A 15,594-nucleotide genomic window follows, 5' to 3' on the forward strand; every position below is an offset into this window, starting at 1 on the left:
CACCATGCTCAATAATACCTAAAATACCTAAAATACCTAAAATACCAATAAGAGCGACGTAAAATCTCTGCTTTTAGGTAAGTTTGGGGCAAGAAACACGGTTTCTGATTAGAATTGCAGGCGGTAGTGATTTTCACTATATTTTTAACCAATCAATCGAGGCTTCAAGTCTGGCGATCGAATACAGTGAAAGCCGATAATTTCCAGCTAAAAAAATATTTTTTCTTGTCTATTTCTCTTTAGCTGTTGCAATATCTAAGGTTAGTGTCAAACGCTCTTGAGATTCTTTAAGGGCTTCTTGGGGGTTGCGGCCGAGAAGGGTTGCCTCTATGGCGCGACCGAGGTTTTCTGACAGGCGGGAGTAACCTGATATAATGGGTCGCGCTCTTGCTGAGTTCATTTGTTTTAAAAATACTTGCAAAACAGGGTTTTTTTCCACAAAGCTTTGATAAGCTTGGCTCTGTCTCGATTTTAAGTTAACGGGCAAGTAACCTGTTCCCAATGCCCATGCTGTTTGGAATTCTTCACCTATAACGTATTCTAAGAATACTAGGGCTGCTCGCTCTCGTTCTGGCGAGGTTTTCATTAAAAATATGTTTTCACCCCCTACGACGGCTGCGGGGCGTTTGAGGCTCGGTAAAGGCATTGCTCCGTAGTCGATCGCACTTTGCTGCAACTGTGCTAGCGTCCAGGGCCCGGTGATTTGCATGGCGACTTTTCCGGCGATGAAGTTGTCGAGTTCGTAACCGCGTTCGGGTGCTGACAATATTGCTGAACCTTCTTTTAACAAGTCGCTCCACAATTCTAAGGCGGCGCGAGAACCGGGATTATCTATTTGGGGTACAGGACTTTGAGGTATTTCGCCTTTGAGTTCGCCGCCTGCGCTGAACATGAATGGCAGCCAGGTAAATACTGTCCATTCTCCTTTGCCTAGGGGGAGCACTATGCCGTGTTGGTCTGTGCGGCCGTCTCCGTTGGTGTCTCGGGTGAGCGATCGGGCTGCTTGCTTTAATTGCGCCCAATTCTCCGGCACTTCTTTGATTCCTGCTGCTGCAAATAAGCTGGGACGGTAAAAGATGGCGACGTTGTTTGTCGCTAGGGGAACTGACCAAGTGTGTCCGCCGAGTTCCATTGACTCGAAGAGTGCCGGGTCGATTTCGGCTTTCCGGGGCGATTTGTCGAGCCAGTTTTCTAAGGGTTCAATTGCGTTCAGTTCTGCTAGTTTTCCTGAAATTGTGGCAGCATTCCACAGCAAATCCGGCGGTGCATTTCCAACGATTGCTGTTAGTATTTTTGGGAGTTGTTGGTCTGGCTGGCCGATGTAAACTGGTTCGATATGGATGTTGGGATGCGTTTTGTTGAATTGGTCTGTGAGGGTTTGAAATACGTCGCGATTTGGCGGAGGATTTATGCCGTGCCACAGTATGAGTTCGATCGGTTCGCCGTTTTTTGAGGCTGGGGTGGTGCTGTTTTGACAGCCGCTTAATATTAGCAGATTTAAGGTGATTAAAATGCCGATCGCTAGTTTGAGTTGCCTTTTAATTGCTTTGGATAATTTGGATAATATCATTTTTTAGTTAGATTAAGGGAAGAAGATTTTTTTAACCGCAGATGAACGGGGATGAACGCGGATAGTTAGAGGTTGGTAAAACGAGCTAAATCTCGAAAATCTGCTGGTAGCTGATTTCTCTCTCCATCCGAGGTGTTTTGAAACAAAACGGTGAAAGCTCCTGCTCCTAGTCTATCTTGCGGCCACATCCGATAGCAAGGAATTTCTGTCAGGTGCGATCGATATTTTTCTAAATGAGGAACAGTGACTGGCCCAAATTCGGGGAATTTGCTTAACAGCCATTCGCTGACTTGTTCATTTTCTGCGGTTGAATAAGTGCAGGTCATGTATGCAAGATAACCTTGCGGCGCTACAATTTTAGCAGAATTGGCTAAAATTCTTTTTTGGCGGTTGGCATTGCTGTTGATGGTGACATGATGAAAGCAGCCGGGTGCTTTGTCTCCTTTTGCTAAGAGTGATTGACCGGTACAAGGAGCATCTACTATTACTAAATTAGCCGTTTGTGGCATCTTTTCGGCAAGTATTTTTGAATCGAGGTTGGTGGCGGCGGATGGTTGAATTTGGCAGCGTCTTAAATTAGAGATCAGCATTCCCATGCGTTTGCCTATGACTTCGTTGCACAATAGCAATTCTGGCTTTAATGTTTTCCAGGCAAATATACTTTTTCCTCCGGGGGCGGCGCACATATCTAAGATTAGTTTGATTGGCTGCGGTATTGTTAACAGTGTGGAGGCAGCAAAGATTGAGGAAAAGTCGAGACAGTAGTAATGTCCTGCTTGATGTAAGGAATGTTTTCCCGGCTGGGATTCTAATGCCAGTCTATCTACAAATTCCGGTTGCCAAGAAACGGGAATTTCGAGATAAAATGGGTTTTCTGTAGGTTTTGGTCGCAACCACAAGATGGCAGGATTAAAAGGTTGGGGATTTGTGACTGCGTGAATAAACTTTTCTTGTTCGGCGGTATCGGCAAATAAGCTGCGGCTGAGTTTCAGCAGGAGATTCGACGGGCTTTCCATGTTCTGACAGATATGATAAGATTGAGATGAACACTAAAAACTGTAAATCAGATGATCGTTCCTAGTGTAGAACAGTTAGATTTAACTTGGGAAGAATGGATGCAAAATCCTCCTGACGGGACGGAGTGGGCGGACGGTAAAGTTATAGTCAAACATCCTGTAGAATTTGTCAATGGAGAAGTAGTGGGGAAACCGGGAATGACTGCAAAGACTCGCCGCATTCAATCAAAGCTAAATTATTACTGGAGAAGTTACATGATCTCAAGCGGCCAAGGGGGCGAGGTTTATGTGGAAGTCACTTGTCAAACTATAAAAAAAGGGCGAATACCCGATGTATCTTATATTACTCCTGAACTGTTGGCGCAAGCTGGGGAGTTTTCAGTTTTGCCCCAGAGTTTTCCGCTGCTAGCTGAGATTGTTTCGCCTAGCGATTTTGCAGATGATGTTTTTGCTAAGGCACAGGAGTATTTAGAATCGGGATGTTTGGAAGTTTGGCTGCTGTTTCCTAAGAGTAGTTGGGTGTTAGTAATTACTCAAAGTCAGGTGGTTTTGTTCAAGCCTGGTGAGGTGGCGGTAACTCAGGTTGTTTTGCCAGGATTTAGGGTGGCGGTGGATGAATTAATGGCGTAGTTTTGTTGTTATTATTGTACTAAATAAGTAAAAATCTATGAAAATTGTATTTTTTGGCACTCCCGATTTTGCGGTTCCTACTTTATCCAGTTTGCTAAGTCACCCAGAATTTGAGGTTGTGGGTGTGGTGACTCAGCCTGACAAACGCCGGGGAAGAGGGAATCAATTGATGCCTTCACCTGTAAAAGATGTGGCTTTAAATCACAGTCTCCCGGTTTGGCAGCCGCGCCGAATTAAGAAGGATGCGGAAACGCTGGCTAAGTTGCGAGAAGCGGAGGCGGATGTTTTTGTGGTGGTGGCTTACGGCCAAATTCTTTCTCAAGAAATTCTGGATATTCCTAGTTTGGCTTGCGTTAACGTTCACGGTTCAATTTTGCCGAAGTATCGCGGTGCGGCGCCGATTCAGCGCTGTCTTTTTGACGGGGAAAAGACAACAGGAATTACTACTATGCTGATGGATGCTGGCATGGATACTGGGGCGATGCTGTTGAAGGCTTTTGCTGGTATTTCGCTGTTGGATAATGCTGATTCTTTGGCGGATAGGTTGGCGGAAATTGGGGCGGATTTGTTGGTGGAAACTTTGGTGAAATTGAGGGACGACCAAATTGAAGCTGTTGTTCAAGATGATGCTGAAGCGACTTATGCGCCGATGATTAAGAGTGCAGATTGCGTGCTGGATTGGTCGAAAAGTGCGATCGACCTTCACAATCAAGTTAGGGGCTTTTTCCCGGATTGCACGACGACTTTTCGCGGCAATTCTCTGAAGGTGATAGCTACTGTGCCCGTCGGGCCGGAATATTGGCTGCAATTACCGCCCGATTTGAGAGTTTTGGAACGCGAATGGCCTGTTTTGGATCAGTTATCGGGGGAAAATGGGGCAGTTGTCAAGGTTGTGAAGGGCTTGGGGGCGATCGTCCAAACCGGTGATGGTTTATTATTGTTGCGGGAGGTGCAGTTAGCGGGGAAAAAGGTGCAATCTGGGGTGGATTTTGCCAACGGAACTCGGTTGGCGGTGGGTGAGATTTTTGGGAGTTAAATAGTATATTTAGGGCGGGCAAGATGCCCACCCTACAATATTTTGCAGCAAAATCATCCTGTAATTATATGCGCGATTCTTGACCTAGAATTCTACCAAAACTTCCTCCGCGCCGCCCAACAAACCCTGCGCCGCCTCCAACATACTCTCCGCAACATCTTTCAAATCTTCGCGACTTGCCAGATAAGTTTTCAAAGCTTCTAACGGTTCTATACTATTATTAGCATTCAATTCGGGCAACCGCGGTCTAGCTAGCTGACTGACTAATTCCGGCTGAATTGTGTAGCTGTGCGCTTCGGCCAGAAGTGCGTGCAATTCTGCGTTGTCGATTAAATCCAATTGTTCCGATCGCAATTGGTAAATTAATCTCACAACCGCGTCTTGTATCTGTTTCTTGCCAATAGCTTTAACTAACTCTGCTTGCGGGTTTTCCGATTCCGAAACATTCACTTTAATAGTCTGAAATACCCGGACTGGCAAAGTGCAAAATTCCCACTCTGCTTTCCCCCGTTCCAAATTAACTAACACAAAACCTTTATCTTCTTTCTCTTCGCTAAAATCAACTCGTTCGATACTTCCGGGATAAATTACGGGCGGATTGTTGGAAGCGTTGAGATTTTGGTGTTTGTGAACGTGGCCGAGAGCAACGTAATCAAAACAAGGGCGAGTTAGCATGGAAACGGGAATGTTAAAACCTTTTCCAACTGCTAAAAAACGTTCGGCACCCAGACTTGCTTTATCTGCCATTAAGTGCGCTAAAAGTACGGTTGGTATGTCGGGGTTGAGGCGCCGGATTTCGCCTTCCATTGCGATCGTCAGTTTTTCGGTTAACAATTGGTTAACATCGCCCATAGACAGGCTTTCAGTCTCGGAACGTGTCATTAAGGTCGATCGAGTCAACCAAGGCAATGTTACCACCTGTACGGGCCCGCTGCGGGTTTGAATCAGGTGAGTGTCCAGGCGATCGCCTACAATAAACTTAGGTATCCCCAAAGTCCGGTAAATTCCCAAACTCGCGCCGCCTTGTCCCTGAGAATGTTGGTCGTGATTTCCTACTAGCAAAACCGTCGGAATTTGCGCGTCCACCAAGCGGCTGAATTGGCGGGCAAAAGCCTCTTTTACAAACGGCGCAGGCGTCGAATCCGGGAAAGCATCGCCGCCGAATATGACTAAATCTACGGGTTCAGAAATTGCTCTGTCCATACATTTACTCAGCGTCGCCGCGAAGTCTTCCAACCGCGTATTTAAACCGGTTTCTGGATTAATCCGGCCGTGAGAAAAGCCGCTGCCCATGTGAATGTCTGAAAGGTGTAAGATTTTAATCATTGTTTTTTCTATTGGTTAGCTATCGTTTCGGTTCGGAGTGAGGACTGAAGTCCTCAGAAGCAGGACTTGCATTCCTGACTGCGAACCAAAGAAAGTTTTTTTTCATACATCACAATATGATGCCGGGGACTTTTTGATAAATTTCGCTAATTGCACAACTAAAATTCGCACTAACAAATTCTACTCTATCTCCTTGTCCGTAAGTTTGAGACACCCAATTTCCTGACTCATTCAACCGAAAACACTCAATTTTAATCTCAGATTGAGTGATGAGTACGTATTCTTGCAAACTCGGAGAAGTTTGGTAATCGGCAAATTTATCGCCTCTGTCGAAAGCTGCTGTTGAGGGAGATAGCACCTCAACGACTAAAGATGGATATAAAATGAAATCTTCAGTAGTTGAGGTATCCCTTTCGTCGCAAGTCACCGCCACATCAGGATAGTAATAGCAATTTGCCTCTTCCAGTCGGACTTTTATATCTGATGAAAGAACTAAGCATGGCGTATTCAGAAGATGATTTCCCAGCAGCCGAACTAAATTACTCCCAATAATAATGTGAGGCTTTTTTGCCCCTGTCATTGCATAAACGTGTCCGCGTCTGTATTCGTGTTTGATCGGGCTTACTCGCTCGCCTTCTAGGTACTCTTCGGGAGAAATGTAGAAATTGTTTTGGCTGATAACCATTGATTTTTACTCCGCTGATTTTATCTGATACTATGTCGGGAAACTCACATATTTGGGGAAGGAAACGGCACTGCCGTTTTCCTACAAATTTAACAAAACTCCAGAAATCGTGCGTGCCATAATTTGCCACTTTCCGTCAAACCCTGCGATCGCACTTTAATTTTGACACTTTTGGGGTTAGCCTCGTAGAGTCGGGCAATTTCCTGCATTTCCTCCCCGCTAAACCCGGTTCCCACGGTTCCTACTGGCACTAATTTGCCATCAATTTCTTGCGCTACTTTGACGGCGCTAAAGGGCCGCCCTGCAACTTTTGTATTTGTCAATCCGACAATGAAAAGGTCTAATTCTAGACAGTATTTAGTCCTCACAATCGGATATTGCTTAACATCTTTGCCGCCGACATAGCGGCATTTGTGCAACACCCAAACTTCGCCTTCTCTATTTTCAGATTCCTGCTGATTTGCCAGGACGAGTTTTTCGGCTGCGCTGCGAAATGTCGGTAAAACTTCAAATGCTGGGGATAAATTTGCCAGCTTTTCGCCAACTTCAACTCCCGCTGCAATCCGTTCTGATTCTGCCGCGGTAGTTAAATCATTGCCTTTGAAAAACAAACTTTTAAAAATGGCATAAATTGCGCTGGGCTGGATTGTCGGAAAACCGCTTTCAATATTAACTGTAGCAGCTTGCGCGCCCGTGCGGTGTTCGCTGCCGGTACAGCTTTTGTAATACAGTTCGCCGTCTAAAACAAAGGTGCCAATTTTAGCGGCTGTGTCGATTAATGTGCGATCGATCTCAACCGATGGTTGCTGTCGCAGGTTAGTCGATCGCGATTGGTAGTATACTTTATCTGGCGTCGCAATGACAACGACTCGATTGCCGTCGCGCTTTGGCTGTCCCCAATATTCGGGATTTTCGATGTAATAAGAACGATCGCTCGGCGCGTCAACCGGCTGCATCGTGACAATCCTTCCCGGCTGCAAGTGCGGCGGCAATTCGGCAACAATGGGAGTGTTGGCAGTTTCTATTTTTGGGGCGGAAGCTGATTGTTTAGCAGGAGCGAAATCGGCGGTAGAATTGTTTGGAGTATTGAGGGCGATCGGCTTTTCTCCGGTTTCCAATTCAAACGCTCTTTTCCAAAAGCCAAAAGCCATTTCCGGGTATCCTTCCGACTCCGCGCACAGTGCAAAACTAATAACTTTTGCCGTACCGATGCCGCGCCCGTAATCAGCCAAATACTGCACGGCCCCCGCTTCTCCCATCAAGTGCAATCCTCGCGTCATGATGCGATTGTTCCAGCGTTCTCGAATGTCGGCGCTAATTTTTTTAGCTGCTTTTCGCTTGGCTTCTGCGTATTCGGTGCAGTCCATACTGCCTCCTTTATGTAGGGCTATTTATATACTATACTAAAGATTGATTTATTAGTCAATTGTAATTTGACAATTAGGTGGTGTGAATAAATTTAACTCTTTCATTTGTGAACTAGATTTATTTTTTAACCGCAGAGGCGCAGAGGGCACAGAGGAAGAGAAGAAAGAGAGGGATGGGGTTGTAGTGTTTTGATTGTCAAGCGCGGTAATTGGTTCGCAGCCAGTGCTAAGATAACTTCGATCGCGCATGGCGACCAATAAAGCCGTGAGTTGCGTCTTACTCGCGTTGAGTTCGCCAACTTGCGATCGCAGGTTTGAGAATTTAAGATCGAGTTTAATCTTACTGTTATGATGCGATTGATTTTGTACAGCAAACCCGGATGCCACTTGTGCGAAGGGTTGCAAGAAAAACTGGAACAGATTGAAAGCCTGAAGTTTCAACTCGAAGTCAGAGATATTACCGAACGCGATGACTGGTTTCAAGCTTATCAGTACGAAGTTCCAGTTTTGTTTAAAGTGCAGCCCCAGCCCAAAAATTCTGCTGGCGAGGCTGGATTCTCCGCTGAAGAACTGTTACCCCGTCCTTCTCCCCGCTGTAGTGTCGCCCAATTGGAGCAAATGTTACAGAAATATTTGCAAATCGATCCGTCACAATAATACGATTTACCCAAAAACTCAGGTTTTAATCCTGACCTCGGGGTGCTCGGTGTGCAGCTTACTCTAGCCCGAGAGATTTTACACCGCGCATAAAAAAAACTTAGGGTTTGCACCGCGCACAGCAAAAAACTGTAGAGAGTGGCTCAAACAATGTGTTCCGCCAGTCATATTCAAGACATTCAAGCGAGGAGTTTTTCCGATGAAATTGAGAGAATTATTAGCAGCAGTTCCCAGCATTTCCTTTGACGCCAAACATCCCGCCCTCGATGCCGAAGTCAAGGGTTTATCCACTAATTCCCACGCTTGTCAGGCGGGCGATTTGTTTTTGGGAATGCCGGGAACTCGGGTTGATGGGGGAGATTTTTGGCAAAGTGCGATCGAATCTGGTGCAGTTGCCGCGATAATTTCCACCCAAGCAGCCGAGAAGACACCCCCCCAACCCCCCCTTGCTAAGGGGGGGCTAGAAGAGGTTCCTTCCCACCTTAGCAAGGGGCTAGAAGAGGTTCCCTGCGTCATCGCAGCAGCCGATATGGCTGAAGTTTGCGGTCAAATAGCTACTGCTTTTTACGGCACTCCAGCTAGCAAATTAAAACTTGTCGGTGTTACCGGGACTAACGGCAAAACTACAACAACTCATTTAATCGAATTTTTGCTCAATGAAATGCAGTTGCCGACGGCGATTTTCGGCACGCTTTATACTCGCTGGCCGGGCTTCCAAAAAACTGCACTTTACACCACACCTTTTGCGGTTGACCTGCAAAAGCAATTAGCAGAAGCTGTAGTCGCCGGATGCAAACACGGCGTGATGGAAGTCAGTTCCCACGCTTTAGCGCAGCAGCGAGTTTTGGGGTGTAGTTTTGAAGTTGCTGTGTTTACCAACTTGACTCAAGATCATCTCGATTATCACCGCGATATGGAAGATTATTTTGAGGCAAAATCGCTTTTATTTGGTTCGGATTACCTCAAAAATCGCGCTATCATTAATCTTGACGACCCCTACGGGCAGCGGATAGTTGAAAGTTTAAAGTCCGACCGAGTTTGGAGTTACAGCACTGTTCTGAAAACCGCAGATTTGTATGCTTTTGATTTGCAGTATCAGCCCAATGGAGTTAAGGGAATGCTTCACACTCCCAAGGGCGAAACTGCTTTTTCTTTGCCTTTAGTCGGTCAGTTCAATTTATCAAATATGTTGGCTGCTGTCGGTGCTGTTTTAGAATTGGGTTTGGATTTGTCCGCAATTGTGGAGAAATTATCTCAGTTTTCAGGTGTTCCGGGACGGATGGAACGGGTGCAAATTAGTCCTGACCAAGATATTAGCGTTATTGTCGATTACGCGCACACTCCCGACAGTTTGGAGAACTTGTTGAAGGCGTCGCGGCCGTTTATTCCGGGTCAGATGATTTGCGTGTTTGGCTGCGGCGGCGATCGCGATCGCACTAAACGGCCGATCATGGGTAAAATCGTTGCAGAATTAGCCGATTTAGCTGTTGTTACTTCCGACAATCCGCGCACGGAAAATCCCGATCGCATTTTGGACGATATTTTAGCAGGAATTCCCGCCGCAGTAAAGCCGATCGTGATGTGCGATCGAGCCGCTGCAATTCGCACTGCTATTATGGACGCTAAACCCGGAGATGGCGTGCTGATTGCAGGGAAAGGACACGAAGATTATCAAATTTTGGGCACCGAAAAAGTCCATTTTGACGATCGAGAACAAGCGCGAGATGCCTTGAAAGCCAGAATGAATTAGGTTAAGTGAATTCGGTTAACAGTTAACGGTTAACGGTTAACTGTTAGCTGTTCGCTGGCTGTAAAATTTATTGTATTTTTAAGTGTTGATCCGAAGGTATAATCTGATTTGCAGTAGATTATAATAGTAAAATCCAATATTCTTATAATAAAATAACTATTGCTATGATAGAACTAACTGGCTATCAAATTAGCGCTCCAATCTACTCAGGCACTCGCACCCTAGTTTATCGCGGAACTCGCCTCTGCGACCAAAAACCCGTCATCATCAAAGTCTTGCGAAACGAGTATCCCAACTTCAGCGAACTCGTGCATTTTCGCAATCAATACACGATAGCCAAAAACCTGAACTTGCCCGGAATCATCCAAACCTACAGCTTGGAACCCTACCGGAATGGCTATGCGCTGATTGTGGAAGACTTCGGGGGAATTTCTCTGAAGGAATGGGCGGGAAAAGGAAAAATGGTGCAATCTCTGGTTGAGTTTTTCCAAATTGCGATCGACCTGAGCAATACATTAGATATACTTTACCGCCACCGCATCATTCACAAAGACATTAAACCCGCCAACATTCTGATTAATCCTGAGACTAAACAAGTCAAACTCATTGACTTTAGTATTGCATCTTTGCTGCCGCGAGAAACTCAAATGCTGATGAGTCCCAACGCGATCGAAGGAACACTATGCTATTTGTCTCCCGAACAAACCGGAAGGATGAATCGCGGCGTTGACTACCGCACGGATTTTTATTCTCTGGGTGTCACCTTTTACGAGTTGCTGACGGGAGAATTGCCGTTTCAATCTAACGATCCGATGGAATTGGTACACTCTCATATTGCCAAACAACCGCCGCTGCTGGGCGAAAACAGAAGCGAAGAAATTCCCCAAGTTCTCTGCGACATCGTGATGAAATTGATGGCGAAGAATCCCGAACAGCGTTATCAGAGTGCTTTGGGGCTGAAATTTGATTTGGAGTTTTGTTTGCGTCAATTAAAAGAAAGTGGTACAATAAAGAGTTTTGCGATCGCGCAGCGGGATGTGTGCGATCGGTTCATCATACCAGAGAAACTCTACGGGAGAGAAACCGAAGTTGCCCAATTATTGGCAGCGTTCGATCGCATCTCTGGTTGCGAGACTCTTCCTGGAAACGAGGGAAGGCGCGAGTTAATGCTGGTGGCGGGTTTTTCCGGCATTGGCAAAACTGCCATTGTTAACGAAGTTCACAAACCAATTGTCCGCCAGCGCGGCTACTTCATCAAAGGCAAGTTTGACCAATTTAATCGCAATATTCCATTCTCAGCTTTTGTCCAAGCATTTCGAGAATTAATGGGTCAATTGCTGAGTGAAAGCGAGGCTCAATTAGCAGCGTGGAAAACCAAAATTTTAGCTGCGTTGGGTGACAGCGCGCAAGTAATCATTGAAGTAATTCCTGAACTAGAACAAATTATCTCTCAACAGCCAACCGCAACAGAACTGTCTGGGACGGCGGCACAGAACCGCTTTAATTTACTGTTTCAAAAATTCCTGCAAGTATTCACCACAAAACAACATCCCTTAGTAATTTTTCTCGATGATTTGCAGTGGGCTGATTCGGCATCTTTGAAACTGATGCAGTTGTTGATGAGCGAGTCAGACGGCAGATATCTATTATTAATTGGAGCTTATCGCGACAATGAAGTTGCCGCCGCTCATCCTTTGATTTTGGCGCTAGAGGAGATTGGGAAAGCAGAAGCTGCAATCCACACGATTACATTAGCCGCGCTGAGTCAAACGAGTTTAAATCAACTGGTTGCCGATACGCTTAGCTGTTTCCCAGAAATCGCACAACCATTAACTCAACTAATTTATCAAAAAACCAAAGGCAATCCATTTTTTAGCGTGCAATTCCTGAAAATGCTGCACGATGATGGGCTAATTCACTTTGACTTTGATGGGGGCAATTGGCACTGCGACATTGCCAAAGTCAAAGCATTAGCAGTGACGGATGATATCGTTGAATTTATAGCGTTGCAGTTGCAAAAATTGCCGCCAGCGACTCAGAATGTCTTAAAGTTGGCAGCTTGTATTGGCAATCAATTTGATTTGGGTACTTTGGCCGTTGTTTCCGAGCAACGGGAAACGGAAACGGCGGCGGATTTGTGGCAGGCATTGCAAGAGGAGTTAATCCTGCCTGAAAGTGAAGTCTACAAGTTTTATCTGGGGATGGAAAAACAGGATAGGGCACAAAATTCCGAGGTGGTCAATTACAAGTTTTTGCACGATCGCGTCCAGCAAGCCGCCTATTCCCTGATTCCTGAAGACCAAAAACAATCCGTCCATTTGCACATTGGGCAATTGCTATTGGCTCGAACCTCACCACAGCAACTAGACGAGAGAATTTTTGCGATTGTCAGTCAATTCAATCTGGGCATCGATCGCATTGCAATTCAGGAGCAGCGAGACCATCTAGCCAACCTCAATCTGACGGCTGGGCGTAAAGCACGGCTCTCGGCTGCTTACCCAGCATCGGCTCAATACTGTGAGATAGGGCTGCAACTTTTAGCCACTGACAATTCTGACGCATGGATCAGACAGCCCATTCTTACTTCAGAACTGCACGTTGAAACTGCTAATTCAGCCTGTCTGATTGGCGCCTTTGAGCGGGTAGATGCTTGCGTGGAGGCAGTGCTCCAACATACGTCAAACCCCCTAGAACAAGTTAAAGCCTTAGAAACAAAGATTCAATCCTTGATTGCCCGCAATCAATTATCAGAGGCGATTCAGGTGGCACGGACAATCCTTCAAAAGTTGGATGTTGAGTTGCCAGAACATCCCACCCAAGACATGGTAGCCCCTGCTCTCAATACTATTCGCGATCGACTGATGAGTGTGGATGTAATGAATTCACCAAGGATGAGCGATCCGCAGAAGCTCGCTGCAATGAATATTCTCAGCAGTATGGCTTCAGCAGCCTATATGGGTTCGCCAGCCCTCTATCCCTTGATTGTGCTCAAACAAATTGAATTGTCACTTCAGTTTGGAAATGCGATCCAAACACCCTATGCTTATTCAACCTATGGACTAATTGTTTGTGCATTTGGTGGGGAAATTGTCGCCGGGAATCGTGCTGCTGATATTGCGATCGCCTTGATGGAAATGTTGAAAGCATCGAGTTTCAAAGCGAAAATTATCAATTTAGTTTATCCCTTTGTTCGCATTTGGCAGGAGCCAATTCATACTGTACTGATGCCTTTGCTGGAAGGCTATCAAGCAGGTTTGGAAACCGGAGATTTGGAGTTCGCCGCTTACTGTGTGCATAACCGATGTGAACTTGCTTATGCGGCCGGAAGTGAACTTCTACAACTCCGGCAAGAGAAAGAAATCTATGCCGAGGCGATCGCCCAACTCAAACAAACAACTGCTCTGAACTTTCACCAAATTCATCAACAAGCAGTTTTAAATTGGACAGGTGAAGCCGACGATCCCCAGAAACTCGTTGGAGCAGCTTACGATGAAACGACGCGATTGCCTCAGCATCAGTCAGCGGGAGATACTTACTCGATCGGGAGCGTCTATGCTCATAAATTGGTTCTAGCTTACCATTTTGGGCAACCCCAAGAAGCTCTGGAAATGGCTCAAATTGCCGAGCAAACAATTGGTGCGATTATCGGAACGGTGTTCTATGGAGTCTTTTATTTCTATCATGCACTCACGCTACTCGCAAACACGAACACCTTGCCAATTAGTGAAGCGGTTACGAAGGATCTCGATCGACTTACTAACTGGGCAACTCATGCACCCATGAACTTTGCCCACAAATGCGATTTAATTCGAGCCGAACAGCAGCGAGTTTTAGGACAAAAAGCAGAGGCGATCGACCTCTACGATCGCGCGATCTTCCTAGCTAAAGAAAACCAATTCCTCAACGAAGAAGCCTTAGCCAACGAACTCGCCGCTAAATTCTACCTCAACTGGGGCAAAGAAAAAGTTGCCGCAGGCTATATGCAGGAAGCCTACTATTGTTACGCCCGCTGGGGAGCAAAAGCCAAAACCGATGACCTAGAAAAACGTTATCCCGATCTGCTGCGCCCCATCTTACAACAGGCAGCCCAACCCCTCTCTATTTTAGAAACCCTATCCACGCTCACCAATTCAACCTACTCCTTTCATACGAGCACCCACCAGACTACTTCCAACACTTCTATCAACCAGGCTCTAGATTTTTCTACCCTGCTGCAAATCTCCCAAGTAATTTCCAGCACGATCGACCTGGATGAGTTGCTGCAAATTGTGACCCAAACCATGTTACAAAACTCGGGAGCCGATCGCTGTGCACTGATGCTCTGCCAAGATCGACAATGGCAAGTGCGGGCGATGGCTACCTGGGAACACATTAGCCTGCAAACGGAACCCCTAGAGAACAATCCCACCGTTCCCGTTAAATTAATCCAGTATGTCAAAAATACCCTAGCAACAGTTGCCATCGATCGCGCCAAAACCGATCTGCCTGTGATTGACGATTATTTAGAGCACCACCAACCGGAGAGTTTGCTGGGTTTGCCAATTCTAAATCAGGGGAATTTGGTCGGCATTTTGTATCTAGAAAATCGGATAACCAGTGGCGTATTTAGTCGCGATCGCCTGGTAGTGCTGAATTTTCTCTCTAGTCAAGCGGCGATCGCTCTGGAAAATGCCCGTCTCTATCACCAAGTGCAGCAGACTTTGAATGAACTTCAGCAAACTCAGATGCAAATGATCCAAAGTGAAAAGATGTCAGCATTAGGTAATCTAGTGGCAGGGGTTGCCCATGAAATCAACAACCCCGTTGGTTTCATTGCCGGGAACATTAATGAAGCTCATGCTGGAGTCCAAGACTTAATTGATTATTTGCGCCTCTATCAAGAAAAGTTTCCTCCATCCGAAGCAGAATTGATTAATAAAGCAGAGGCAATAGATTTAGATTATCTAGTAGAAGATTTACCCAAAATGTTGAGTTCCATGAAAATAGGATGCGATCGCATCAAAAACATCAGCACATCCCTCCGCACTTTCTCTCGCGCCGATACGGCCCATAAAGTTGAGGCCAATATCCACGAAGGCCTCAATAGCACTTTGATGATTTTACGCCATCGCCTGAAAGCAAACGACAAGCATCCTGAAATTAAAATCATTAAAGAGTACGGCAATATTCCCAAAGTAAAATGTTATTTGGGACAATTAAACCAGGTATTTATGAATTTGTTAGCAAATGCGATCGATGCCTTAGAAGAATCGAATCAAGGACGGAGTTTTCCCGAAATTCAAGCCCATCCCAATCACATCACTATTCGGACAAAAGTAGAAAGTGAAAAGGTAAAAATTTCCATTGCCGATAACGGAAAAGGAATGTCAGAAGAGGTGAGAAATCGGATCTTTGACCATCTCTTTACCACTAAAGAGGTGGGGAAAGGAACTGGGTTAGGACTGGCGATCGCGCGTCAAATTGTAGAAGAAAAACACGGCGGCAAACTGAGTTGTTTTTCTACACCGGGAGAAGGAACGGAGTTTGTCATTGAGATTTTAATTGATTAATGCGATCG

General features: G+C 45.8%; 10 protein-coding genes. 5 read left to right on the forward strand and 5 right to left on the reverse strand.

What is annotated here, in order from left to right:
- Window positions 1-229: 229 nt before the first annotated feature.
- A complete protein-coding gene (locus OSC7112_RS21615; protein WP_015177899.1) occupies window positions 230-1,570 on the reverse strand; it encodes an ABC transporter substrate-binding protein in 1,341 nt (446 codons plus the stop codon).
- Window positions 1,571-1,635: 65 nt separating this feature from the next.
- Window positions 1,636-2,586: an RsmB/NOP family class I SAM-dependent RNA methyltransferase gene (locus tag OSC7112_RS21620; RefSeq protein WP_015177900.1), complete on the reverse strand. Its 951-nt coding sequence runs from the start codon at window positions 2,584-2,586 to the stop codon at window positions 1,636-1,638.
- Window positions 2,587-2,637: 51 nt separating this feature from the next.
- On the opposite strand from OSC7112_RS21620, the gene OSC7112_RS21625 reads away from it, so the two are divergent.
- Both OSC7112_RS21625 and fmt read left to right on the forward strand, forming a co-directional pair.
- Window positions 2,638-3,216, forward strand: a complete 579-nt coding sequence (locus OSC7112_RS21625; protein ID WP_015177901.1) for a Uma2 family endonuclease — start codon at window positions 2,638-2,640, stop codon at window positions 3,214-3,216.
- Between the two features lie 37 nt (window positions 3,217-3,253).
- Window positions 3,254-4,252: a methionyl-tRNA formyltransferase gene (fmt, locus tag OSC7112_RS21630; RefSeq protein WP_015177902.1), complete on the forward strand. Its 999-nt coding sequence runs from the start codon at window positions 3,254-3,256 to the stop codon at window positions 4,250-4,252.
- 84 nt (window positions 4,253-4,336) lie between these two features.
- Here the strand turns inward: fmt and sbcD are convergent, their stop codons facing one another.
- The 3 genes from sbcD to OSC7112_RS21645 all read right to left on the reverse strand — a co-directional run bounded on the left by sbcD (window position 4,337) and on the right by OSC7112_RS21645 (window position 7,630).
- Window positions 4,337-5,578 carry an exonuclease subunit SbcD gene (sbcD, locus tag OSC7112_RS21635; RefSeq protein WP_015177903.1) on the reverse strand — a complete coding sequence of 414 codons (1,242 nt, stop codon included), beginning with the start codon at window positions 5,576-5,578 and terminating at the stop codon, window positions 4,337-4,339.
- Window positions 5,579-5,687: 109 nt separating this feature from the next.
- On the reverse strand, window positions 5,688-6,263 hold the full coding sequence (locus OSC7112_RS21640) for a Uma2 family endonuclease (RefSeq protein ID WP_015177904.1): 576 nt from the start codon (window positions 6,261-6,263) through the stop codon (window positions 5,688-5,690).
- Window positions 6,264-6,352: 89 nt separating this feature from the next.
- On the reverse strand, window positions 6,353-7,630 hold the full coding sequence (locus tag OSC7112_RS21645; protein WP_015177905.1) for an ATP-dependent DNA ligase: 1,278 nt from the start codon (window positions 7,628-7,630) through the stop codon (window positions 6,353-6,355).
- 351 nt (window positions 7,631-7,981) lie between these two features.
- Between OSC7112_RS21645 and OSC7112_RS21650 the strand changes: the two genes are divergently transcribed.
- The 3 genes from OSC7112_RS21650 to OSC7112_RS21660 all read left to right on the forward strand — a co-directional run bounded on the left by OSC7112_RS21650 (window position 7,982) and on the right by OSC7112_RS21660 (window position 15,586).
- The gene (locus OSC7112_RS21650; RefSeq protein WP_041623351.1) at window positions 7,982-8,287 is read left to right on the forward strand and encodes a glutaredoxin family protein; all 306 of its coding nucleotides are present in this window, start codon (window positions 7,982-7,984) and stop codon (window positions 8,285-8,287) included.
- 199 nt (window positions 8,288-8,486) lie between these two features.
- A complete protein-coding gene (locus tag OSC7112_RS21655) occupies window positions 8,487-10,037 on the forward strand; it encodes a UDP-N-acetylmuramoyl-L-alanyl-D-glutamate--2,6-diaminopimelate ligase (protein ID WP_015177907.1) in 1,551 nt (516 codons plus the stop codon).
- A 164-nt stretch (window positions 10,038-10,201) separates the two neighbouring features.
- Complete coding sequence (locus tag OSC7112_RS21660; RefSeq protein ID WP_015177908.1) at window positions 10,202-15,586, forward strand: trifunctional serine/threonine-protein kinase/ATP-binding protein/sensor histidine kinase; 5,385 nt, start codon at window positions 10,202-10,204, stop codon at window positions 15,584-15,586.
- Window positions 15,587-15,594: the final 8 nt, after the last annotated feature.

The sequence above is a fragment of the Oscillatoria nigro-viridis PCC 7112 genome, from assembly GCF_000317475.1.
Lineage (GTDB): Bacteria > Cyanobacteriota > Cyanobacteriia > Cyanobacteriales > Microcoleaceae > Microcoleus > Microcoleus nigroviridis.